The organism is Stagnimonas sp. FW305-C-60 (genome assembly GCF_058782965.1).
Genome location: NZ_JBYSYF010000004.1, coordinates 38,283 through 60,510 on the forward strand (window position 1 = coordinate 38,283; position 22,228 = coordinate 60,510).

Consider the following 22,228-nt stretch of genomic DNA (forward strand, 5'->3'; position numbering starts at 1 on the left):
AAGCGGCTCTTTCCCGCTATCGGAAGACTTCTAACCCGGGAAATCAGGAATGTTCTGCTGCCGCGTCAGCGGAACCTGTCCGAGCCGCCAGTGTTGCAGCGCCCAGTCCAGAATCTCCGGCGTTGGCGCTCGGCGCAGATCAGCAGGCGGGTGCTGCCCGAGGGCTCGCAAGCAGAGCAATAGATTTGCGCCGACGGTCTTTTCATCGAGCGCCGTCGCGCCGTTCTGCTTGGAGAGCTTGCGACCACCCGCTGCCGTCAGCACCGGCAGGTGCACGTAGGCCGGCACTGGTGAGCGCAGTGCCCGCAGCAGGAGAACCTGGCGCAGGCTGGAGCCGATCAGATCGGCGCCACGCACCACTTCGGTAATGCCCTGCGCCTGCTCATCGACTACGCAGGCCAGTTGATAGCCATAGACGCCATCGCTGCGGCGCAGCACAAAATCTCCGATTTCGGTTTCGGCATCGCGCCACAGGCGGCCCTGCACCGGGTCTTGCAACTCCAACCGGCCGGCGGGGACCAGCCAACGCAGCGCGCTTGGTGCTGTGGAATCGCATGGCCCCTGGCGGCAGCGACCGCAGTACACCGGCCCATCCGGGCCGGGCCGACTCTCGGCGGCCAGCCGGGCGCGGGTGCAGGTGCAGGGGTAGACCGTGCCCAGGGCGCGTAGCTGCTCCAGCGCGGCCGCGTACTCCTCCACATGCTCGCTCTGGAGGCGCGGCGCCTCGTCCCAGTGCAGGCCATGCGCCTCCAGTTGCCGCAGGATCACGGCACTGGCGCCCTGCGGGCAGCGGGCGCGGTCGAGATCGTCGATGCGCAGCAACCACTGACCCTGGGCCTGGCGCGCGCGCAGCCAGCCGGCGAGCGCGGTCAGCAGCGAGCCTAGGTGCAGCGGGCCCGAGGGCGTGGGGGCGAAGCGACCGCGATAGTCGGGGCCGAAAGAGCTCATCAGGTCGTGAACAAAATCAAGCTGTTCTTACATGTTCTTCACCTAGAATACGGCATGCATCCTGTCCTGCCTCGCGACTGCGGCAGGCCCCTAGAGGGCCGCTGATGGCCTTGCGCGCCCTGTTGTTCGATCTCGATGGCACGTTGGCGGACACCGAGGCGCATGGCCATCGACCCTCCTACAACCGCGCCTTCCGCAAGCTGGGGCTGGGTTTCCGCTGGGGGCCTAAGCTGTACCGCCGTCTGCTCAAGCAGCCCAGCGGGCGCGAGCGCTTGCTGCACTATCTCCGTCGCTACCAGCCGGAACTGGGTGAGCATGCCGAGGCGGTTTCCGAGAGCGAGGATGCCTGGGTCGAGCATGTGCATCGGCTCAAGTCGCGTTACTTCCGGCGCTATCTGCGTCAGGGCAAAGTGCCGCTGCGCCCCGGTGTCGCGCGACTGCTGCGCGAGGCCAGCGAAGCCGGCCTGCGGCTGGCGGTGGTGACCAATGCCAGTCGCTCCAGCGTCAAGCCCTTTCTCAAGTACGGACTGGGCCAGGATCTGGCCCAGCGCATCAGCCTGGTGGTGGGCGGCGATCAGATCGCCGCCCGCAAGCCGGCGCCCGATCTCTACCGCTACGCACTGAGCAAGCTCAAGCTCGCACCCTACGAGTGCATCGCCATCGAAGACTCCGCCATGGGCCTGGAGGCGGCGCGGGCTGCCGGCGTGCCGACGGTCATCACCGTCAATAGCGACACCCTGGAGCAGGATTTCTCCGCCGCCAGCCTGGTGCTCGATGCGCTGGGAGAACCGGAGCAGCCCTCGCGGGTGCTGGCCGGCCGCATGGACGAGGCGCATCTCGGGCTCAAAACCCTGCGCCGCATCGCGCGTAGCGCGGCGCCACGGCTGTAGGTTCACGGTCGGCCGCTATACTCGGCCGCTCGTTGGCAGGGCAGATCGGGGGCGGACATGCGGCGTTGGAACGGCTGGGGCGAGGAAGACCAGGATTACCCGCTGAACGAGGTTGCACGCGGCTTCCTGCGCGAGCGGGTCGGCACCGGCAGCCCCAATCGCGATGCCAGCCGCGAATCGGTCTTGGCCAGCGTCGCACCCTCACGTCTGCCTAACAGCGCTTTTCTGACCGACGCTGCGGTTCGCGCCCAGCACGCCCGTGGCCAGAGCTACCCGGACTGGCTGGCGCTGCGCTACGGCAAGCTCGGGCCAGTGGCGGATGCGGTGGCTCTGCCAACCAGCAGCGAGGAAGCCGAGGCGGCGCTGGCCGCCGCGCTCAAGCTCGGCGCGGTGGTGATCCCCTATGGCGGTGGCACCAGCGTGGTCGGGCATCTCGATGTTCCGGTCAGCGACCGGCCGGTGGTGAACATCGCCCTGGGCCGCTACAACAAGCTGCGCGAGCTGGACGAGCGTCAGTGGATCGCGCGCTTCGACGCCGGCACGCCCGGTCCGCTGGTGGAGGCGCAGCTGCGCGAGCGCGGTTTCATGCTCGGGCATTTTCCGCAGTCCTACGAATACTCGACGGTGGGCGGCTGGGTAGTGACCCGCTCTTCCGGCCAGCAGTCGCTGCGCTACGGTCGCATCGAGCAGCTGTTCCACGGCGGCCGGCTGGCGACGCCGCGCGGCGCCTTCAACGTCGGCGGACTGCCGGCGTCCAGCGCCGGCCCGGACCTGCGCGAGGCGCTGATGGGCTCGGAAGGGCGACTGGGCCTGCTCACCGAGGTCTCGGTGCGGCTGCGGCGCCTGCCCACCCACGAGGATTTCCACGCGGTGTTCTTCCCGACCTGGGATCTCGGCTGCGAGGCGGTGCGCCATCTGGCGCAGGCCGATCTCGGCCTGTCGCTGCTGCGCCTGTCCAACGAGGTCGAAACCGAAACCCAGCTGGCCCTGGCCGGCCACGAGAAGCTCATCACCTGGCTGCGCCGCTATCTCAAGGTGCGCAAGGTCGGCGAGCAGCCGGTGATGCTGCTGGTGGGCACCACCGGCAATCATCGCGAGGTGCTGCGCCTGAAGCGCGAGGCGCTGGCGATCTGCAAGCAGTTCCGCGGCGTCAACACCGGCCGCGCGATCGGCAAGGGCTGGGTCAAGAACCGCTTCCGCGGTCCCTATCTGCGCAACTCGCTATGGGAGTTGGGCTATGGCGCCGACACTGTGGAAACCTGCCTGGGCTGGAACCAGGCCACCGCCGCCATGCGCGCCATTGAGGAGGCGGCGCGCACGCTGTTCGCGGCCGAGAACGAGAAGGTGCACTGCTTCACCCATCTTTCGCATGTCTACCGCCAGGGTTGCAGCGTCTATTCCACTTTCGTGTTCCGCGCCGGCGGTGACTACGAGCGCGACTTGGAACGCTGGACTCGCCTCAAGCGCCGCTTGAGCGAAACCATCGTCGCCCACGGCGGCACCATCAGCCATCAGCACGGTGTCGGCCGCGATCACGCGCCTTATCTGGTGCAGGAAAAAGGCGAGCTGGGCATGGACCTGATCCGCGCCATGGCCCGCGAGTTCGACCCCGAGGGGCAGATGAACCCAGGCAAGTTGTTCGCGTGAGGCCGAGCCCCTGGAGCCAGCGCCAGTGAGCCGGCTAGCGCAGCTGCCGTCTCGCGTCGACCTGCTGGTGATCGGCGGCGGTATCACCGGTGCCGGCATCTTCCGCGAGGCGGCGCGGGCCGGGGTTTCGGTGCTGCTGGTGGAGGCGCGCGACTACGCCTCCGGCACCTCGTCCTGGTCGTCCAAGCTGGTCCACGGCGGGCTGCGCTACCTGAAGACTGGTGAATGGCGGCTCACCGCCGAGTCGGTGCGCGAGCGCGAACGTCTACTGCGCGAGGCACCGGACCTGGTGCAGTCGCTGGACTTCGTGATGCCGCTCTACCGCGGCATCAAGCCCGGCAAGACCACGATGCGCCTGGGTCTCTGGCTCTACGACCGCTTCTCCAGCGGTGGAGCGCACTCGCGCTTCCTGCCGGCGACGGAGGCCAGCGCTGCGCAGCCGGGCCTGCGTACGGAAAACCTGCTCGGCGCGATGCGCTACCAGGACGCCCGCACCGACGACTGCCGGCTGGTCTGGCGGCTGATCGAGCAGGGCCAGCGCGATGGCGGGCTGGCGCTCAACTACTTGGTCGCCGAGCAGCTGTTGCAGGCGCAGGGCCGGGTCTGCGGCGCCGCGCTGCGCGATGCCGAGACCGGCGAGAGCCGCGAGATCGAGGCCGGCCTGGTCATCAATGCCGCCGGCGTCTGGGCCGATGCGCTGCCCGGCCAGCCGGCCGGCGCGCCCCGGCTGCGGCCGCTGCGCGGTTCGCACCTGGTATTTCCGCAAGCACGCCTGCCGCTGCCGCAGGCGGTGGGCTGGCTGCATCCGCGTGACCAGCGGCCGGTGTTTGCCTATCCCTGGCAGGGGGCGACCCTGCTCGGCACCACCGACCTCGATCACCACGAGGAGCTCTGGAATCCGCGCATGCAGCGCGCCGAGGCCGACTACTTGTTGGAAGCCCTGGACTGGCTGCTGCCAGGCGCAGGGCTAGGCCTGGGCGACGCGCTCTCCAGCTATGCCGGCGTGCGACCGGTGGTGGACGACGGCGCCGACAAACCCTCGGCAGCGTCCAGGGAGTCGGCGCAGTGGGCCTCGCCGGGCTACATCGGCGTCACCGGCGGCAAGCTCACCACCTTCCGTGTCACCGCCCGCCAGGCTCTGCGCGCTGCCGCGCAGCAGCTGCCGGCACTGCGGTTGGCGGCGGATGCGGCGCCGCTGTTCGACCGCGCGTTGAGCGAGTCGCCCGCCGAGTTGCCCGACCTGGCGCAGATTCGTGAACGCGCCGGCGAGCAGGTCTTTCACCTCGATGATCTGTTGCTGCGCCGCAGCCGCGCCGGGCTGGTGCTGGCCGAAGGCGCCGAGGCCTTGATCGAGCCCACGCTGCTGGCCTGCCAGGCGCAACTCGGCTGGGACGCCGAGCGCGCCGCTGCCGAAGCAGGCCGCTACCGCGACTACTGGCGCCGCCAGCACGACCCGCGCGGCCTGGTCTAGCGCGGAAGACCGGGGAGCGCATGAACAAGCAGAACAGGATTCTCGCCATCGACGTCGGCACCCAGTCCAGCCGCGCCCTGGTGTTCGACGCCCAGGGGCGGGTGCATGCCCAGGCGCAGGTGTTGCACGAGCCGGCCTACGTCTCGCCGCAGCCCGGCTGGGCCGAGCAGGACCCGGAGCGGTACTGGCAGGCGATCAGCGCCGCCTGCCAGCAGCTCTGGCAGGGCGGGGCGGTGCGGCCGGAGGAGATCGCGGCGGTGACGCTCACCACCCTGCGTGCCAGCGTGGTCTGCGTCGACGCGCAGGGCCGCACGCTGCGGCCGGCGATCATCTGGTTGGATCAGCGCGAGTGCAGCCAGCCGCCCAGGCTTTCGTGGTTCTGGCGCGCCGCTTTCGCGCTGGCCGGTGCCAGCGGCCTGATCGCCCATCTGCAACGCCAGGCCGAGTGCAACTGGCTAGCCCAGCACGAGCCGGCGCTGTGGGCGCGCACTGCCAAGTTTCTGCTGCTGTCCGGCTGGCTCAGCCACCGCCTCACCGGCGAGTACGTGGATTCCACCGGCTGCACGGTCGGCTACCTGCCGTTCGACTACAAGACCCTGGACTGGGCCGCGCCGCGCGACTTCAAGTGGCAGGCGCTGGCGCTGCGGCGCGAGCAGCTGCCGCGGCTGGTGCGCCCCAGCGAGCGCCTGGGTGCGCTTACCGCCACCGCCGCCGAGGCCCTGGGGCTGCCCGCCGGCCTGCCGGTGATCGCCGCCGCCGCCGACAAGGCCTGCGAGGTGCTGGGCTGCGGCGCGCTGGACCCGGAGGTGGCGCAGCTGTCGTTCGGCACCACCGCCACCATCAACACCACCCAGCGCCGCTACGTCGAGGTGCAGCGCCTGCTGCCGGCCTATCCGGGCGCGCTGCCGGGCGCCTGGAACACCGAGATCCAGATCTACCGCGGCTTCTGGATGGTGAGCTGGTTCAAGCGCGAATTCGCGCACCGCGAGCAGAGCCTGGCCCGCGAGCGCGGGGTGTCGGTGGAATCCTTGTTCGACGAGCTGGTGCGCGACATTCCGCCTGGCAGCCTGGGACTCACCCTGCAACCCTATTGGAGTCCCGGCGTGCGCGATCCCGGCCCCGAGGCCAAGGGGGCGATCATCGGCTTTGGCGATGTGCACACCCGCGCGCATTTCTACCGCGCCATCCTCGAAGGCCTGGTCTACGGCCTGCGCGCCGGCCGCGAACAGATCGAGCGCAAGCTGCGCCGGCCGGTGCGCCGCCTGGTGGTGGCCGGCGGCGGCAGCCAGAGCGATGCCGCCATGCAGATCACCGCCGATGTCTTCAACCTGCCGGCTGAGCGCCCGGCCCTGTACGAAACCTCGGCGCTGGGTGCCGCGATCAACGCTGCCGTCGGCCTGGGCTGGCATGCCGACCACGCCAGCGCGGTGTCGGCGATGTGCCGCCCCGGCGCGTTGTTCAAGCCCAATCCCGATGCGGTGCGCATCTATCAGGCGCTCTACCGCGAGGTGTACCAGGAGCTGTACCCGCGCCTGAAGCCGCTGTACCACCGCATCCGCCGCATTACCGGCTATCCCGCCTAGAACCTAGGATCACCGCATGAATCCACAAACCGCCCTACAGTTCGCCGCCGTCTATGCCGAGGCGGCCATCGCCTGGATCGAGACCGGGATACCCCAGGCCGTGCTCTGGTACGACGACGAGGAGCGCTGGGACTTCACCCCCGCCGACGAGGATCTGCCGCCCAGCCTGGTTGCCTTCGTGCTTCAGCAGGGCTGGGACGGCCAGCTGAACCTGGAGCTGAGCACCGACGCGCTCGACGACGCCTACGACTCCCTGGCGCTGCGCGAGGAGATCGAGGAGCAGATGGACCAGGAAGGCGTGGCCCGCGCGCTGATCGAGGCGCTGATCGAGCACCGCGAGCGCCTGGGCGAGGAAGAGGAAGACGGCCGCGGCCTCGACGCTGGCCTGCTGCAGGACGATGAAGAGCGCTGAGCGGCGCAGCGGCACAAGAACGATAACGACCATTTGAGAGGAGAGCGGTATGCCATTGCCCAGTCCGCGCGGGCTAATGCCCGCGCAGGTCGCCGTACCGCGCGCGCTGTCCGGCGTGCAGACCATCGGCGCCGAGGTGGCGCCGGAAACCGTGGGGCTCAGTCCCGCGGCGATCCGGGCGGTGGACCAGGCGCTGGCGGCGGTCTACCGCAGCGGCGCCTATCCGGCCGCCTCGCTGTGCCTGCGCAAGCGCGGGCAGGTGGTGCTGCACCGCGCCTACGGCCATGCGCGCGGCAACGGCCCGCGCGAGCCGGCGGGCAGCCAGCGGCAGCTGCTTGATCTCGACACTCCGGTCTGTCTGTTCTCCGCCTCCAAGGCGGTGACCGCCATCCTGATGCACCAGCTGGCGGAGGAGGGCGGCGTCGACCTCGATGCGCCGGTGGCCCACTACCTCCCGGAGTTCGGCCGCAACGGCAAGGCCGGCGTCACCCTCAGCGACGTGCTCTCGCACCGCGCCGGCGTGCCGGGGCTGAAGATCCCCAAGCCCGAGCGGCGGGTGGAGATGCTCAACGACTGGGACGGCGTGATCGAGCGCATCTGCGCCGCGCCCGGCGGTCGCCTGCGGCCGGTGGCCTATCACGCCATCACCGGCGGCTTCGTGCTCGGCGAGGTGATCCGCCGCGTCACCGGCCAGACCATCCAGCAATACCTCGATGTGAAGCTGCGCCAGCCGCTGGGCATGAAGTACTTCAGCTATGGCCTGCCGGAGTCGCAGCGGGCGCAGGCGGCGCTCAACTATTCGGCCGGCTTGCCGGTGCTGTTTCCGGTGGCGCCGCTGATCGAGCGGGCGCTGATCGTGCCTTTCGACGAGGTGGTGTCGGCCTCGAACACGCCGGCCTTCATGGACGCGGTGATTCCGGCCGGCAATCTGTATTCCACCGCCGAGGAGCTGTCGCGCTTCTTCCAGATGCTGCTCGATGGCGGCGTCTGGCAGGGCCGGCGCATCCTCAAGGAAGAGACCATCGCCCGCGCGGTGCGGCCGCGCGGGCGCACCGTGCCGGATGCCATGCTGCTGCTGCCGATGCGCTACAGCGAGGGCATGATGCTGGGCGCGCCGATGAGTCTGTTCGGCCCCGCCACCAGCGGCGTCTACGGCCATCTGGGCTTCATGAACATCCTCGGCTGGGCCGACCCGGCGCGCGAGCTTTCCGGCGCTCTGCTGGTCACCGGCAAGGCGGTTCTGGGGCCGCATCTGCTGCCCTGGGCGGCGCTGATGGCGGTCATTGGCCGGCAGCTGCGCTAAACCCTCGCGCCACCGCCGGCATCCAAACGCCACCTGGCTCCGCTAAGGTAAGGCGGTGCTCAAGGGAATGAGCCTGAAACGGAGACCGTCCATGCGCCTGCTGCGAATCTGCCTTTTGTCCACCCTGGCCCTGCTCGCCGCCTGCGGCAAGCAGGAAGCGCCGCCGGTCTCCACGGCACCGGCGGTGGCGGCGCCGGTGGCGCAGCCGGCGTTGATTCCGCGCTCGGAGCTGTTCGGCAATCCCGACAAGGCCCTGCCCAAGCTCTCGCCGGACGGCAAGCACCTGAGCTGGCTGGCGCCGGTGGCCGGCGTGCTCAATGTCTGGGTGGCGCCGGCCGGCGAGCCCAAGGCCGCCAAGCCGGTGACCCAGGACAGCGGTCGCGGCATCCGCCAGTACTGGTGGGCCTACGACAACCAGCGCCTGCTGTACTTGCAGGACACCGGCGGCGACGAGAACTTCCACGTCTACGCGGTGGAGCTGGCCACGCTCAAGACCACCGACCTCACGCCCTACAAGAACACCCGCGCCGAGATCAACGGCATCAGCCACAAGCTGCCCGGCGAGATCCTGGTCGGGCTCAATGACCGTGGCGATCACTCCCTGCACGACCTCTACCGCATCGACATCGCCAGCGGCAAACGCAAGCTGGTGGAGAAGAACCCTGGCTTCGCCGGCTATGTCAGCGATGACGACTACGCGGTGAAGCTGGCGGTGCGCAGCGAGCCGGACGGCAGCATGGTCTACCTCCAGCGCGACGCCAAGGGCCAGTGGCAACCGCTGGTGAGCGTCGGCCTGGAGGACGCGATCACCACCAATGTCCTGGGCCTGGACGCCAAGGGCGAGACGATCTACCTGCTCGACTCGCGGGGCCGCGACACCGCCGCCCTGGCCACCCTGGGGCTCAAGGACAGCGCGCCCAAGATCGTCTTCGAGGACGCCCGCGCCGATGTCGACAACGTGCTCATCAATCCGGTCAGCCATGTGCTGGAAGCGGTGGCCTCCAACTACGAGAAACCGAGCTGGACGGTACTCGACGCGGCGGTGAAGGCGGATTTCGCGGCGCTGGGCCAGTTGGCCGGCGACGGTCACTTCGAGGTGCTGGACCGCACCCTGGACGACAGCCGCTGGGTGGTGGGCGTCGACCGCTCCGACGCCTCCTACAAGACCTATGTCTACGACCGTGCCAGCCGCAAGGCGGAATTCCTGTTCGCCAACCGCCCCTGGTTCGAGGGCAAGAGTCTGGCGAAGATGCATCCCCGGGTGCTGAAGGCGCGCGACGGCCTGAAGCTGGTCAGCTACCTCTCGCTGCCGGTCGAGTCCGACCCCGATGGCGACGGCGTGCCGAACCAGCCCCTGGCCCTGGTGCTCAACGTCCACGGCGGCCCCTGGGCGCGTGACGGGTGGGGCCTGGACAACGAGCACCAGTGGCTCGCCAACCGCGGCTACGCGGTGCTGTCGGTGAACTACCGCGGCTCCACCGGCTTCGGCAAGAACTTCGTCAACGCCAGCAATCTGGAATGGGCCGGCAAGATGCACGAAGACCTGCTCGACGCCGTGCAATGGGCGATCGACAGCAAGATCACCAGCGCCGACAAGGTCGCCATCTACGGCGGCAGCTACGGCGGTTACGCCACCCTGGTGGGCCTGACCTTCACCCCCGAGTCCTTCGCCTGCGGCGTCGACATCGTCGGCCCCTCCAACCTCAACACCCTGCTGTCGACCATTCCGCCGTACTGGAAGACCTTCTTCGAGCAGTTCGCCAGGCGGGTCGGCGATCCGCGCACCGAGGAGGGCAAGAAGCTCTTGGCCGAGCGTTCGCCGCTGAGCCGGGTGGAGCAGATCAAGAAGCCGCTACTGATCGCCCAGGGCGCCAACGACCCGCGGGTGAAGCAGGCCGAGGCCGAGCAGATCGTCGCCGCCATGCAGGCCAAGCAGATCCCGGTGACCTATGTGCTCTATCCCGACGAGGGCCACGGCTTCGCCCGTCCGCCCAACCGGCAGTCCTTCTACGCCATTTCCGAAGCCTTCCTGGGCAAATGCCTGGGTGGCCGCGCCGAGGCGGTGGGCAAGGACTTCGAGAATTCGAGCCTGCAGGTGAAGGTCGGCGCCGAGTTCGTGCCGGGCCTGACCGAAGCGCTCAAGCCGGCACCGGCGGCGAACTAGCCTTCTGCCGGACGCGGCGGAAACAAAAAAGCCCCGGCGAAAGCCGGGGCTTGGTTGCTGTCTGGTGGTGATGGGCGGAATCGAACCGCCGACCTAGGGGTTATGAATCCCTCGCTCTAACCGTCTGAGCTACATCACCAATCGATTTACAGGGGCGCGAAGTTTAAGGAATGACCGGGGTGGCGTCGAGTCCCGGCGGTCAGACATTGAAGCGGAAGTGCATCACATCGCCCTCGGCGACGATGTAGTCCTTGCCTTCCAGCCGCCATTTGCCGGCTTCCTTGGCGCCGGCCTCGCCCTTGTACTGGATGAAGTCCTCGTAGGCGATCACTTCGGCGCGGATGAAGCCCTTCTCGAAGTCGGTGTGGATCACCGCCGCCGCCTGCGGGGCGGTGGCGCCCTTCTTGACCTGCCAGGCGCGCACTTCCTGAACGCCGGCAGTGAAGTAGGTCTGCAGGCCGAGCAGGGCGTAGCCGGCGCGGATGACACGGTTCAGGCCCGGCTCCTCCAGCCCCAGATCCTTGAGGAACTCGGCCTTGTCGGCTTCGTCGAGCTGGCCGATCTCGGCCTCGATGGCAGCGCACACGGCGACCACCTGGGCGCCTTCCTTGGCGGCGTAGGCCTGGACCTTGGAAAGGTTTTCGTTGCCGTGCTTGAGCGAAGCCTCGTCGACATTGGCGATGTAGAGCGCCGGCTTGGCGGTGATCAGCATCAGGTCGCGGATCGCCAGCTTCTCCTCGGCGTCGAGGTTCAAGGCCCGCACCGCCTGGCCTTCGTTGAGGTGGGCCTGCACGCGTTCCAGCACCAGCTGCTTGGCGGCCGCCTCCTTGTTGCCGGCGCGCACCAGCTTGGCGTTGCGGTCCACTGCCTTGCCGACGGTGTCGAGGTCGGCCAGCGCCAGCTCGGTGTTGATCACCTCGATGTCGCGGATCGGATCGACGCCGCCGCTGACATGGATGATGTCGTCGTTGACGAAGCAGCGGGTGACGTGGGCGATGGCGTCGGTTTCGCGGATATGGCCGAGAAACTGGTTGCCCAGGCCTTCGCCCTTGGACGCACCCGCAACCAGGCCGGCGATATCGACGAATTCCACGGTGGTGGGCACCGTGCGCTGCGGCTTGACGATCACCGCCAGCGCGTCCAGGCGCGGATCGGGCACCGGCACGATGCCGACATTCGGCTCGATGGTGCAGAACGGATAGTTCTCGGCCGCCGCGTTCTGGGCGTTGGTCAGGGCGTTGAAGAGCGTTGATTTGCCGACGTTGGGGAGCCCGACGATGCCGCACTTGATGCCCATGTTTGTCTCCGTAAGAAGTGAGAACCGAGGTGGGAGAGGCGGCTTGCGCCCCGAGGCCCGTGCCTCAGCTGGTGGTGTGTAGTTGCTGCAAGGCCTTGTCCCAGCTCTGGCCCAGCCAGATCGGCAGCGCATCGACGGCGCGCTCCAGGCCCTGGTGGATGGCGTCCTCGTCGGCCTTGGAAGGCCGGCCGAGCACGTAGTTGAGCACCAGATTCTTGTCGCCGGGATGACCGATGCCGATGCGCAGCCGGCGATAGCCATCGCCCAGCGGCTTATGGATGTCGCGCAGGCCGTTGTGGCCGCCATGGCCGCCGCCCAGCTTCAGGCGCATCTCGCCGGCAGGCAGATCCAGCTCGTCGTGCGCCACCAGCAGTTCGGCGGGGCTCAACTTGTAGAACTGCATCAGCGCCTGCACGGCCTGGCCGGAACGGTTCATGAAGGTGGCGGGCTTGAGCAGCAGCACATCGCTGCCCTCGATCTTCACGCGCGCCAGCTGGCCAAAAAACTTGCTCTCGGTGCGAAAGCTGCCGCGCCAGCGCGCCGCCACCGCGTCGGCAAACCAGAAGCCGGCGTTATGGCGGGTGCGTTCGTAGTCCGGGCCGGGATTGCCCAGGCCGACGATGGCGATGAGAGCGGGGCTGGACATGGAGCTCTAAAGCGAAAACCCCATCCGGGTCTTGCGAACGGATGGGGTCGACTGCGTAGGGAAGGAGCCGCCGAGCGGTGCCAATGCCACCCGGCGGACAAGGCAGGGTGGTGTTGGCGACTGCGTCGGCTTACTTCTTCTTCGGAGCGGCCTTGGCCGGTGCCGCGGCAGCGGCGGCCGGCGCCTTCTGGTTGGCGGCCGGAACTTCGGCGGTGGCCGGGGCTTCGGCAACCACTTCTTCCGCCACCTTCGGCGCGTGGATGGCGCAGACGCCATCGTCCTTGCCGCGCAGCAGGCTGGTCAGCTTCACGCCTTCCGGAACCTGCAGCTGGGAGAGGTGGATGGACTGGTTCAGTTCGAGCTTGGAGACGTCCACCGAGATGTACTCGGGCAGATCCTTGGGCAGGCACTCGACTTCCACTTCATTGTGCAGATGCTCGAGCTTGCCGCCGTTGATCTTCACACCCGGCGCGATGTCGGTACCCACGAAGTGCAGGGGCACAGCGCGGCGCAGCAGCTTGTCGGCAAGGATGCGGTAGAGGTCGAGGTGCAGGATGTCTTCGTGACGCAGCGGGTGACGCTGCAAGTCCTTGAGCACCACCTGCTGCTGCTTGCCGCCAACGTCCAGGGTCAGGATGTGGCTGTAGAAGGCCTCGGTCTTGAGGTGGTTCTTCAGCTCGTTGTGGTTGACGGCGAGCGACTGCGCGCCTTCATGACCGCCATACAGGACGGCCGGGACCTTGCCCTCACGACGCAGGCGGCGGCTCGCACCCTTGCCCTGATCGTTGCGGACTTCGGCGTTGACGACGAAGGATTCTTTCATGGGGGACTACTCCGGAAAATGGTGAATCTTTCGCCTGCGACCGGGCGAAAGGGCGCGGAGTATAGCCGCTCAGGGGCGGCGGGCGGTAGTCGGCGTGACTCGCCGGCCTCAGTCGTCGTACAGCGAGCTGACCGACTCTTCGGCGCTGACGCGGCGGATGGTCTCGGCCAGCAGGCCGCCGATCGACAGCTGGCGGATCTTGCCGCAGGCGGCCGCCTCCGGCGTCAGCGGGATGGTGTCGGTCACCACCAGCGAGTCGAGAGTGGAGTTCATCAGATTGCTGACGGCGTTGCCCGACAGCACCGCGTGGGTGACATAGGCCACCACCTTCACCGCGCCGGCTTCCTTCAGGGCGTCGGCGGCCTTGCCGAGGGTGCCGGCGGTGTCGACCAGGTCGTCGATCATCACGCAGCACTTGCCGCGCACGTCGCCGATGATGTTCATCACCTTCGACTCGTTGGGGCGCGGGCGGCGCTTGTCGATGATCGCCAGGTCGGCGTCGTCGAGGCGCTTGGCCAGTGCGCGGGCGCGCACCACGCCGCCGACGTCGGGGGAGACGACGATCAGGTTGTCGTAGTTCTGGCGCCAGATGTCGCCAAGCAGGATCGGCGAGGCGTAGATGTTGTCGACCGCGACGTCGAAGAAGCCCTGGATCTGCTCGGCGTGCAGATCGACGGTGACCACGCGGTCGGCGCCGGAGTGCACCAGCATGTCGGCCACCACCTTGGCCGAGATCGGCACGCGGGCGGAGCGGATGCGGCGGTCCTGGCGGCTGTAGCCGAAGTAGGGCACCACGGCGGTGATGCGGCGTGCCGAGGAGCGTTCCAGGGCGTCCAGCATCATGCACAGCTCCATGATGTGGTCGTTGGTCGGCGCGCAGGTCGGTTGGACCACGAAGACGTCGCGGCCGCGCACGTTCTCCAGCAGTTCAACCTGCACCTCGCCGTCGGAGAACTTGCCGACCGTGGCCTGCCCCAGCGGCAGCTTCAGATAGTTGGCGATGTCCTGCGCCAGCTTGCGGTTGGCGTTGCCCGAAAAGAGCATCAGGGAGTCGGACATGCGGGCGGTTCCTGCTGGCTGGCGTGGACAGAAGATGAGCGCTGGAGCATTCCGTTTGTCTGGGCCTGCGGCGCAGGCTTGCAGAGAAATGAAATGGTTGGGGCGGATGGATTCGAACCACCGATAGGCAGGATCAAAACCTGCTGCCTTACCACTTGGCGACGCCCCAACATCAAGCGGCGCGAATTATAGCCGCGAGGGGAGAGACATTCAGCCCGCGCGCCGCGAAGCCGCGCCACTCGGCTGGCGCCCTGGCCACCGTGGCCCTGGCCTCGCTTTCGTCGCGACAGGCCGCGAACACCGCGCCGCCGGTGCCGGACATGCGGGCCTGGTAGCCCTGGGTCTGTAGCCAGCGCATGGCCTCGGCGACCAGCGGATAGCGCGTGGTGGTCACCGGTGTGCAGTCGTTGTGGCCGGCACCGGCCAGGTAGTCGGCCAGGGTGATCGGCGCGCTGTCGCGCTTGAGCTCGGGCGCGCCGAAGATCGCGGCGGTGGCGACCTGCACCGGCGGGACCAGCACCACGTACCAGGGCTCCGGGAGCTGCACCGGCGTCAGCTGTTCGCCGACGCCCTCGGCCCAGGCGGCGAGACCACGCACGAACACCGGCACGTCGGCGCCCAGCGTCAGGCCGATGGCGGCCAGGCGGTCGTTGTCCAGCCCGCAGTCCCAGAGCCGGTTGAGCGCGACCAGCACGGTGGCGGCGTCGGAGGAGCCGCCGCCCAGGCCGGCGCCGGCGGGTGTGCGCTTGTCGACTGCGATGTCCACGCCCTGACGGCCGGCACAGGCAGCGCGCAGGGCGCGGGCGGCGCGGATGGCGAGGTCGCTGTCCTCGGGAATCTCTTCCGGGCCGGCGCTGCGCCGGATCTGGCCGTCTTCGCGCAGCTGGAAGCGCAGCTCGTCGCCGTAGTCGAGGAACTGGAACAGGGTCTGCAAGCGGTGATAGCCGTCGGCGCGGCGGCCGAGGACGTGCAGGAACAGGTTGATCTTGGCCGGCGCCGGCCAGAGGGCCGGGTTCATGGCGCGCTCAGCGCCGGCGCGGCGCCCAGGCTCAGGTTCTCGATCAGCAGCAGCGCCTGCCAGGCTTCCTGCTGGGCCTCGATGCGGCCGGGCAGGCTGGGGCTGCCGGGGCGCCAGTCGCTATAGCGCAGCTGCCAGCCGAGCTGGCCGAAGCCCAGCGGCCGGCCTTCGCCATCGAGCTGCACACTGGCCGGGGCGTCCGGCGCGGGCAGGCCCAGCACCCACCAGCGCAGGGCCGTCAGCGGCAGCCGCCAGCCGGTGCGGCTGGCCAGCACCGCCTCGGGTTCGGCGGTCACCAGGTCGAGGTCCTTGCTCTTGATCGCCACCAGGGCGTCGTCTCCTTCCAGACTCAACGCTCCAGCGCCGAAAGGGCCGGCCAGGCGCAGACGGAAGCGGCTGCCGGCCTGCTGCCAGCGCAGCGCACCGGACAGGCCGCCGCCCTTGACCGCCAGCCGCCCCTGCAATTCAAAGCCCTCGTAGGCCTCCAGCTGGCTGCGCCGCTGCTCCCAGGCCTTGGCCGCGTTGGCCTGGCCTTCGGGGGAAGGCGTGGTCTGCAAGGGCGCGCAGGCGCCCAGGGCCAGACTCAAGGCGAGCGCCAGCAGAGCCGGCGCGAGGGCAGGCCGGAACATTTCAGCGCGTGGGCGCCAGCCGCTGAATCGTTTCGCGCAATACGCGGTGCTCGGGGTCGAGCTTGGCGGCGGCGTCCCAGACCGTGCGGGCGCGCTCCTTCTCGCCCAGCGTCCACAGCACTTCGCCGAGATGGGCGGCGACTTCCGCGTCCTGAAAGATTTCGTAGGCGCGCAGCAGCGGTGGCAGCGCCTCGCGGGTCTTGCCCTGCTTGAACAGCACCCAGCCCAGGGAATCCAGCACCGCCGGGTCGTTGGGGCTCAGCTCGGCGGCTCGGCTGATCAGCCTGGTCGCCTCCTCGTAACGGGTGCTGTGCACGGTCAGCAGATAGCCCAGGGCATTGAGTGCACGGGCGTCGTTGCCGTCCTTGGCCAGCACCCGCTTCAGATCGGCCTCGGACAGCTCCATGCGGCCCATGCGCTCGTGCAACAGCGCGCGGGCGTAGAGCAGCTCGGGATCGTCCGGGCTTTCCTTGAGCGCGTTGTCGTAGACGCTCAGCGCCTCCAGGAAAGCGTCCTGCTGGCTCAGCAGCTCGCCCTCGGCCGCATACAGCCGGCTGGACAGTGGCGGGAACTGGGCGCGCAAGCCGGCGAGCAACTCGCGCGCCTGGGGCATGCGCCGCAGCTGCGAGAGCATGCGCGCGCGGCGCAGATAGGCGTCAAACACCTGGGAGCCGGCCTGCACCCGCTCGTACCAACCCAGCGCCACCTCCGGCTGGCGGCGCATTTCGGCGATGCGGCCCAGGTAGTAGGCGGCGTCGTTGCGGCGCTCTGGGTTGTCGAGCAGGAGCTTCAGGTGCGGCTCGGCCTCGTCGGGCTTGCGCTCGTCGAGCAGCAGCAGGGCCAGCGCGAAGTGCGCGTCGACACTGGCGGCGTCGAGCTTGAGCACCTTTTGCAGCTGTTCGCGGGCCGAGATGCGCTGGTTGGCATCGATCAGCAGCTTGCTGTAGCCCAGGCGCAGATCGGCCGGGTTCTTCTGCTCGCGCACCAGGTTCTCGAATACCGTGTCGGCACCGGCGACGTCGCCCTTCTTGACCAAGGCGCCGACCAGCAGCAGGGTCGATTCACGCTCGTTGGGCGCCAGCCGCAGGGCTTCGCGGGCGGCTTTCTCGGTCAACGCGGCGTCGTCGTAGCGAAACGCCAGCAGCGCCAGCGCACGCTGAGCACCGGCCAGCTGCGGCTTTTCGGCGACCAGGGTCTTCATCAGCGCCAGCGCCGGTTCGGCGGTCTCACGGTCCTGCGAGAGCAGCAGGGCAACATGGCGGTAGCCGTCGGACTCGCCGCCGGGGTGCCCCTTGACGATGGCCTGGCACTGCGCCAGCGCCTCGGCCGCATTGCCGGCGCGCAGATTGAGCCGCGCCAGCACCTCGCGCGCCTCCAGGCTGGAGGACTCGGCGGAGAGCCATTTCTTGGCGGCGGCCAGCGCCAGATCCTCGCGCTTGGCGGCCAGGGCCATGGCGGTGGCGCGGGCGGCGAGCGCCGGATCGGGCGAAAACTCCAGAGCGCGCAGGAATTCCTGCGCGGCCATTTCCGGCATCTGCCGGCCGGCGGCCATCTCTCCCGCCAGCACGTGGTACTGGGCCTGGGCCTGCGGTGAGCGCAGCGCCGGCGCCGGCTCGGCCGTGGCCAAGGCCGGCTGTGCGTAGGCGAGGGCGGTGGCCCAGATCAGCAGGAGGGGGAGGGTGAGGTGAGCGGGTACGCGGCTGGCGCTGGCTTCCAACACGGGGCGTCTGTCTCTGGGTGGGCCAGCGATAGGGCGCTGGACGAAAGCAATTTTACGCCCACCGGCGGGCATTCGCTTGTCGGCCTTTCAGAGGATGCGGGACAATGGGGAAATGTTTCAGGTAGCCACATGTCCTTGATCACGCTAGGGCTGAGCCACCACTCCGCGTCGGTCGAGACGCGCGGGCGGCTCGCCTTCACCGATGCCGAGCTGCCGCAGGCGCTGACCCGCCTGCGTGGGCTGCCGGGCGTTTGCGAGGCGGCGATCCTGTCCACCTGCAACCGCACCGAAATCTTCACCGTCGCCGAGCCCGAGCACGAGTCCCGGCTCACCGAATGGTGGCGGCGCGAGCGCCAGGCCGAGGCCGGCGTTTTGGAAAAGCACCTCTATGTGCACCGCGACCTGAGCAGCGTGCTGCACTCGCTGCGGGTGGCTTCGGGCCTGGATTCCATGGTGGTCGGCGAGCCGCAGATCCTCGGCCAGATGAAGCAGGCCTATGCGGTGGCCACCGAGACCCGCACGCTGGGGCCGGTGCTCACCCGCCTGTTCCAGCACAGCTTCGCGGTCGCCAAGCGGGTGCGTACCGACACCGAGATCGGTGCCCATCCGGTGTCGGCCGCCTATGCGGCGGTGCAGATCGCCAAGCGCATCTTCACCGACTTCTCGCGCCAGACCGCCCTGCTGGTGGGCGCCGGCGAGACCATCCGCCTGTTCGCCCGCCACCTGCGCGGGCAGGGCATCGGCCGGATGATCATCGCCAACCGCTCCATCGAGAATGCTCAGAGCCTGGCCCGGGAACTCGGCGCCTTCGCCTGCTCGCTGGATGACATTCCCAGTCATCTCGCCGACGCCGACCTGGTGGTGTCCTCCACCGCCGCGCGCGGCTACCTGATCGGCCGGCCGCAGATGGAGGCGGCGCTCGCCAAGCGCCGCCGCAAGCCGGTGTTCCTGATCGACCTGGCGGTGCCGGCCGACCTCGATCCCAAGATCCGCGAGCTGGAAGACTGCTACCTCTACACCGTCGATGACCTGCGCGCGGTGATCGCCGAGAACCTGAAGGCGCGCGAGACCGCCGCCCAGCAGGCCGAGGCGATGCTGGAAGAACACGCCCGCGAGTTCTCCCGCTGGCTGGAGTCGCGCGACGCGGCACCGACCATCCGCGCGCTGCGCCAGCAGGCGCGCGGCCACCGCGACGAGGTGCTGGAAAAAGCCCGTCGCAAGCTCGCCAGCGGCGAGCCGGCGGAGGCGGTGATGCAGTTCGTCGCCGACACGCTCGCCAACAAGCTGCTGCACGCGCCGAGCGCCGCCTTGAAGCGCGCCGACGCGGTCGAACAGGCGCTGCTGCTCAATGCCGCGCAGACGCTGTTCGATCTGCCCACCGAATCCGACAATTAGCGCTCTTTCCCCGGCTTGGGGAAAGGCTGGGCTGGGGCGCCCGCGCGACGCGGGGATCCCGTCCAAACCTCTTCCGCAGGCGGGGAGGGCCGTAAGGCGATCCCATCATGAAACCTTCCCTGCTGGAAAAACTGTCGCAGATGGCCGAGCGCCGCTCCGAGATCGAGCGCGAACTGGCCGAGCCCTCGGTGGCCGCCAACAACGACCTGTTCCGGCGCCTCTCGCAGGAATACGCGCAGCTGGGCCCGCTGGTCGAGGCTTATGGCGGTCATAGGGCCGCGAGCCAGGAGCGCGAGGATCTGCTGGCGATGCGCAACGACAGCGACCGCGAGCTGCGCGCCATGGCCGAGGCCGAGCTGCCGGCGGTGGAAGCGCGCATCGAGGCGCTGGAAAAAGAATTGCAGAGCTATCTGGTGCCGCGCGATCCGCTCGACGGCAACAATGTGTTTCTGGAGATCCGCGCCGGCACCGGCGGCGACGAGGCGGCGATCTTCGCCGGCGACCTGTTCCGCATGTACAGCCGCTACGCTGAGTCGCGCGGCTGGACGCTGGAGCGCATCTCGCTGAGCGAGGGCGAGCATGGCGGCTACAAGGAAGTCATCAGCCGCATCGTCGGCTACGGCGCCTATTCGCAGCTCAAGTTCGAGTCCGGCGCCCACCGCGTGCAGCGGGTGCCGGAAACCGAGGCCCAGGGCCGCATCCACACCAGCGCTGCGACGGTGGCGGTGCTGCCGGAGGTGGAGGAAACGCAGGTGGAGATCAACCCGGCCGATCTGAAGGTCGATACCTTCAAGGCCAGCGGCGCCGGCGGCCAGCACGTCAACAAGACCGAGTCGGCGATCCGCATCACCCACATCCCGACCGGGGTGATCGTCGAATGCGATGACGAGCGCAGCCAGCACAAGAACCGCGCCAAGGCCATGACCCTGCTCGCCGCGCACCTGATCGATGCGCAGCGGCAGAAGGCGGCTAGCGAGCAGGCCGCCACCCGCAAGAAGCTGGTCGGCTCCGGCGACCGCAGCGAGCGCATTCGCACCTACAATTTCCCCCAAGGCCGGATCACCGACCACCGCATCAACCTCACCCTGTACCAGCTCGATCGGGTGATGCAGGGCGATCTCGATCCGGTGATCCAGCCGCTGCTGGCCGAACACCAGGCCGAGCTGCTCGCCGACCTCACCAGTGGTAACGGAGACTATTGATGCGCATTTTTCTTGCTGCCCTGGCGACGCTCCTGCTGGCCTCCTGCGGGCCGATCTACGAAACCCAGTACCGCTACACGCCGCCTTCCGACGCCCAGGGCCGCGCCTGCATCGCCCAGTGCGATGTGAGCAAGAGCCAGTGCCGCATCAACGCCGACCTGCGCGCCGAAAACCGCCAGCTGCGCTGCGAGCGCGAGGCGCGCGACGACTTCGAGCGCTGCCTCACCGTGCAGGGCGCCGACCCCGAGAAGAGCCACTGCCAGCGCCGCATCTGTAGCGCTTCCAGTTCCAGCAGCGACCAGGATCAGTGCGAGTCCGATCACCGCGTCTGCTTCCAGGGCTGCGGCGGCGTGGTGAGCAGCCAGCAGGTCTGTAGCTTCAACTGCCCGCCCGCGCCTTGAGCGAGACGGCGGTCGCGGTGACCGAAGCCCTGCTGCGCGAGGCCGCGCCGCGGCTGGCGGCGGTCAGCGAGTCGCCGCGCGCCGAGGCCGAGCGCCTGCTCGCCGAGGTGCTGGGCAGCAGCCGCAGCCGGCTCGCCGCCGGTCTGGTCGCCGCGCCCAGCGCCGAACAGTTGCAGCGCTACGAACAACTGCTGGCGCGCCGCGCCGCCGGCGAACCCTATGCCTATCTCAGCGGCCGTCAGCCGTTCCGGCAGATCGAGTTGCAGGTCAGCCCGGACGTGCTGATCCCGCGCGCCGACACCGAGCATCTGGTCGACTGGGCGCTGGAGCGGCTCGCCGCCTGGCAGGCCGCCGGCTGCGCCGAACCCAGGGTCTGGGATGTCTGCACCGGCAGCGGTTGCGTGGCGCTCGCCATCGCCGAGGCCAGTCCCACCGCGCACCTGCTTGCCAGCGATCTCTCGCCGGCCGCATTGGAGGTCGCGCGCGGCAACGCCGCCGCGCTGGGCCTGTCGCGGCTGGAGTTCGTCGAGGCCGACAGCCTGGACTGGCCGACGCCGGCGCCGTTCGAGCTGATCGTCGCAAACCCGCCCTACATCGCCGAGGGCGACCCGCATCTGCCGGCGCTGCGCCACGAGCCGCGCCTGGCCCTGGTCTCCGGACCCGATGGCCTCGACTGCCTGCGCCGCCTGATCGCGCAGGCGCCGGTGCGGCTGGCGCCCGGCGGCTGGTTGTTGCTGGAGCACGGCTACGACCAGGGCGCGGCGGTGCGCGCCCTACTGGCCGCCGCCGGCTTCGACGAGGTGAGCAGCCGCCGCGACTACGGCGGCCAGGAGCGGGTCAGTGGCGGCCGCTGGCCGGGTGCGGCGCGATGAGCGACTTCCGCCGCCACGCGCGCCAGGTGGTGCTGCCCGAGGTCGGCGTCGCCGGCCAGCAGTTGCTGCGCGATTCCAGCGTGCTGATCGTCGGCTGCGGCGGCCTGGGCAGCCCAGCCGCGCTCTATCTCGCCGCCGCCGGCATCGGCCGCCTGGTGCTGGCCGACCGCGACCGGGTCGAGCGCAGCAATCTGCAACGCCAGTTGCTCTTTACCGAGGCCGATGTCGGCCGCCGCAAGCTCGATGCCGCCCGCGAGCGCCTGCTGGCGCTGGACTCGAGCTTGACGGTGGAAACCCTGGACGGCGAGACCGAGCTGGCGCAGTTTCCGGCCCGGGTCGCCGAGGCTGATGTGGTGCTCGACTGCACCGACAATTTTCCGGCCCGCTTCGCCATCAATGCCGCCTGCGTGCGCGCCCGCAAGCCCCTGGTTTCCGGTGCCGCGATCCGGCTGGAAGGACAGGTTGCCGCCTTCGACCTGCGCCGGGGCGGACCCTGCTATGCCTGCCTGTACCCGGATGCCGGCGAGCGCGCCGAGACCTGCGAGGATGCCGGCGTGCTCGGCCCAGTGGTCGGCGTGATCGGTGCCCTGCAAGCCCTGCTGGCGATCCAGTTGCTGCTGGGGCAGACCGACAATGCCGGCCAACTGCATCTCTGGGATGCGCGCCGCTTCGACTGGCGTAAGCTGCGTCTGGTCCCTGATCCCGCCTGCCCGCACTGCGGCGCGGCTGCTTCCCTTGCCTGATTCGC

The 22,228-nt window shown here is 69.1% G+C and carries 20 protein-coding genes and 2 tRNA genes; 12 read left to right on the top strand and 10 right to left on the bottom strand.

Annotated elements, in window-relative coordinates; genetic code table 11:
• Positions 1-30: 30 nt before the first annotated feature.
• Positions 31-948: a tRNA glutamyl-Q(34) synthetase GluQRS gene (gene gluQRS / locus AC3WT6_RS13120; RefSeq protein WP_492654053.1), complete on the bottom strand. Its 918-nt coding sequence runs from the start codon at positions 946-948 to the stop codon at positions 31-33.
• A 104-nt stretch (positions 949-1,052) separates the two neighbouring features.
• Between gluQRS and AC3WT6_RS13125 the strand changes: the two genes are divergently transcribed.
• From AC3WT6_RS13125 to AC3WT6_RS13155, 7 genes are all read left to right on the top strand, one after another.
• Entirely contained in the window at positions 1,053-1,838 is a 786-nt protein-coding gene (locus tag AC3WT6_RS13125; protein WP_492654054.1) for an HAD-IA family hydrolase, read from the top strand.
• A gap of 57 nt (positions 1,839-1,895) precedes the next feature.
• Positions 1,896-3,485 carry an FAD-binding oxidoreductase gene (locus AC3WT6_RS13130; protein ID WP_492654055.1) on the top strand — a complete coding sequence of 530 codons (1,590 nt, stop codon included), beginning with the start codon at positions 1,896-1,898 and terminating at the stop codon, positions 3,483-3,485.
• A 25-nt stretch (positions 3,486-3,510) separates the two neighbouring features.
• Positions 3,511-4,956: a glycerol-3-phosphate dehydrogenase/oxidase gene (locus AC3WT6_RS13135; protein ID WP_492654056.1), complete on the top strand. Its 1,446-nt coding sequence runs from the start codon at positions 3,511-3,513 to the stop codon at positions 4,954-4,956.
• A gap of 20 nt (positions 4,957-4,976) precedes the next feature.
• Positions 4,977-6,539, top strand: coding sequence for an FGGY-family carbohydrate kinase (locus AC3WT6_RS13140; RefSeq protein ID WP_492654057.1), 1,563 nt, complete (start codon positions 4,977-4,979; stop codon positions 6,537-6,539).
• A 16-nt stretch (positions 6,540-6,555) separates the two neighbouring features.
• The gene (locus AC3WT6_RS13145) at positions 6,556-6,951 is read left to right on the top strand and encodes a hypothetical protein (RefSeq protein WP_492654058.1); all 396 of its coding nucleotides are present in this window, start codon (positions 6,556-6,558) and stop codon (positions 6,949-6,951) included.
• 49 nt (positions 6,952-7,000) lie between these two features.
• Positions 7,001-8,254: a serine hydrolase domain-containing protein gene (locus tag AC3WT6_RS13150; RefSeq protein WP_492654059.1), complete on the top strand. Its 1,254-nt coding sequence runs from the start codon at positions 7,001-7,003 to the stop codon at positions 8,252-8,254.
• Positions 8,255-8,351: 97 nt separating this feature from the next.
• Entirely contained in the window at positions 8,352-10,418 is a 2,067-nt protein-coding gene (locus AC3WT6_RS13155; RefSeq protein WP_492654200.1) for a S9 family peptidase, read from the top strand.
• Positions 10,419-10,480: 62 nt separating this feature from the next.
• Here the strand turns inward: AC3WT6_RS13155 and AC3WT6_RS13160 are convergent.
• The 9 genes from AC3WT6_RS13160 to AC3WT6_RS13200 form a co-directional block, all read right to left on the bottom strand.
• Positions 10,481-10,557: transfer RNA gene (locus AC3WT6_RS13160), tRNA-Met, on the bottom strand.
• 60 nt (positions 10,558-10,617) lie between these two features.
• Positions 10,618-11,715 (bottom strand): redox-regulated ATPase YchF, encoded by a 1,098-nt coding sequence (ychF, locus tag AC3WT6_RS13165; RefSeq protein ID WP_492654060.1) that lies wholly within the window; start codon positions 11,713-11,715, stop codon positions 10,618-10,620.
• Between the two features lie 64 nt (positions 11,716-11,779).
• Positions 11,780-12,361, bottom strand: coding sequence for an aminoacyl-tRNA hydrolase (gene pth / locus AC3WT6_RS13170; protein WP_492654061.1), 582 nt, complete (start codon positions 12,359-12,361; stop codon positions 11,780-11,782).
• A gap of 130 nt (positions 12,362-12,491) precedes the next feature.
• Positions 12,492-13,184 carry a 50S ribosomal protein L25/general stress protein Ctc gene (locus AC3WT6_RS13175; RefSeq protein WP_492654062.1) on the bottom strand — a complete coding sequence of 231 codons (693 nt, stop codon included), beginning with the start codon at positions 13,182-13,184 and terminating at the stop codon, positions 12,492-12,494.
• A gap of 108 nt (positions 13,185-13,292) precedes the next feature.
• On the bottom strand, positions 13,293-14,243 hold the full coding sequence (locus AC3WT6_RS13180) for a ribose-phosphate diphosphokinase (protein WP_492654063.1): 951 nt from the start codon (positions 14,241-14,243) through the stop codon (positions 13,293-13,295).
• 94 nt (positions 14,244-14,337) lie between these two features.
• A tRNA-Gln gene (locus tag AC3WT6_RS13185) sits at positions 14,338-14,412 on the bottom strand.
• Between the two features lie 3 nt (positions 14,413-14,415).
• Complete coding sequence (gene ispE, locus AC3WT6_RS13190; RefSeq protein WP_492654064.1) at positions 14,416-15,261, bottom strand: 4-(cytidine 5'-diphospho)-2-C-methyl-D-erythritol kinase; 846 nt, start codon at positions 15,259-15,261, stop codon at positions 14,416-14,418.
• Entirely contained in the window at positions 15,258-15,890 is a 633-nt protein-coding gene (gene lolB / locus AC3WT6_RS13195; RefSeq protein ID WP_492654065.1) for a lipoprotein insertase outer membrane protein LolB, read from the bottom strand. The genes ispE and lolB overlap by 4 nt, the downstream gene beginning before the upstream one ends.
• 1 nt (position 15,891) lies before the next feature.
• The gene (locus tag AC3WT6_RS13200; protein ID WP_492654066.1) at positions 15,892-17,610 is read right to left on the bottom strand and encodes a tetratricopeptide repeat protein; all 1,719 of its coding nucleotides are present in this window, start codon (positions 17,608-17,610) and stop codon (positions 15,892-15,894) included.
• A 129-nt stretch (positions 17,611-17,739) separates the two neighbouring features.
• Between AC3WT6_RS13200 and hemA the strand changes: the two genes are divergently transcribed.
• The 5 genes from hemA (at position 17,740) to AC3WT6_RS13225 (ending at position 22,223) form a co-directional block, all read left to right on the top strand.
• Entirely contained in the window at positions 17,740-19,005 is a 1,266-nt protein-coding gene (gene hemA, locus AC3WT6_RS13205) for a glutamyl-tRNA reductase (protein WP_492654067.1), read from the top strand.
• A gap of 107 nt (positions 19,006-19,112) precedes the next feature.
• Positions 19,113-20,207 carry a peptide chain release factor 1 gene (prfA, locus tag AC3WT6_RS13210; protein WP_492654068.1) on the top strand — a complete coding sequence of 365 codons (1,095 nt, stop codon included), beginning with the start codon at positions 19,113-19,115 and terminating at the stop codon, positions 20,205-20,207.
• On the top strand, positions 20,207-20,608 hold the full coding sequence (locus AC3WT6_RS13215) for a hypothetical protein (protein WP_492654069.1): 402 nt from the start codon (positions 20,207-20,209) through the stop codon (positions 20,606-20,608). The genes prfA and AC3WT6_RS13215 overlap by 1 nt, the downstream gene beginning before the upstream one ends.
• Positions 20,605-21,480 carry a peptide chain release factor N(5)-glutamine methyltransferase gene (prmC, locus tag AC3WT6_RS13220; RefSeq protein WP_492654070.1) on the top strand — a complete coding sequence of 292 codons (876 nt, stop codon included), beginning with the start codon at positions 20,605-20,607 and terminating at the stop codon, positions 21,478-21,480. The genes AC3WT6_RS13215 and prmC overlap by 4 nt, the downstream gene beginning before the upstream one ends.
• Complete coding sequence (locus tag AC3WT6_RS13225) at positions 21,477-22,223, top strand: HesA/MoeB/ThiF family protein (protein ID WP_492654071.1); 747 nt, start codon at positions 21,477-21,479, stop codon at positions 22,221-22,223. Before prmC ends, AC3WT6_RS13225 begins: the two co-directional genes overlap by 4 nt.
• Positions 22,224-22,228: the final 5 nt, after the last annotated feature.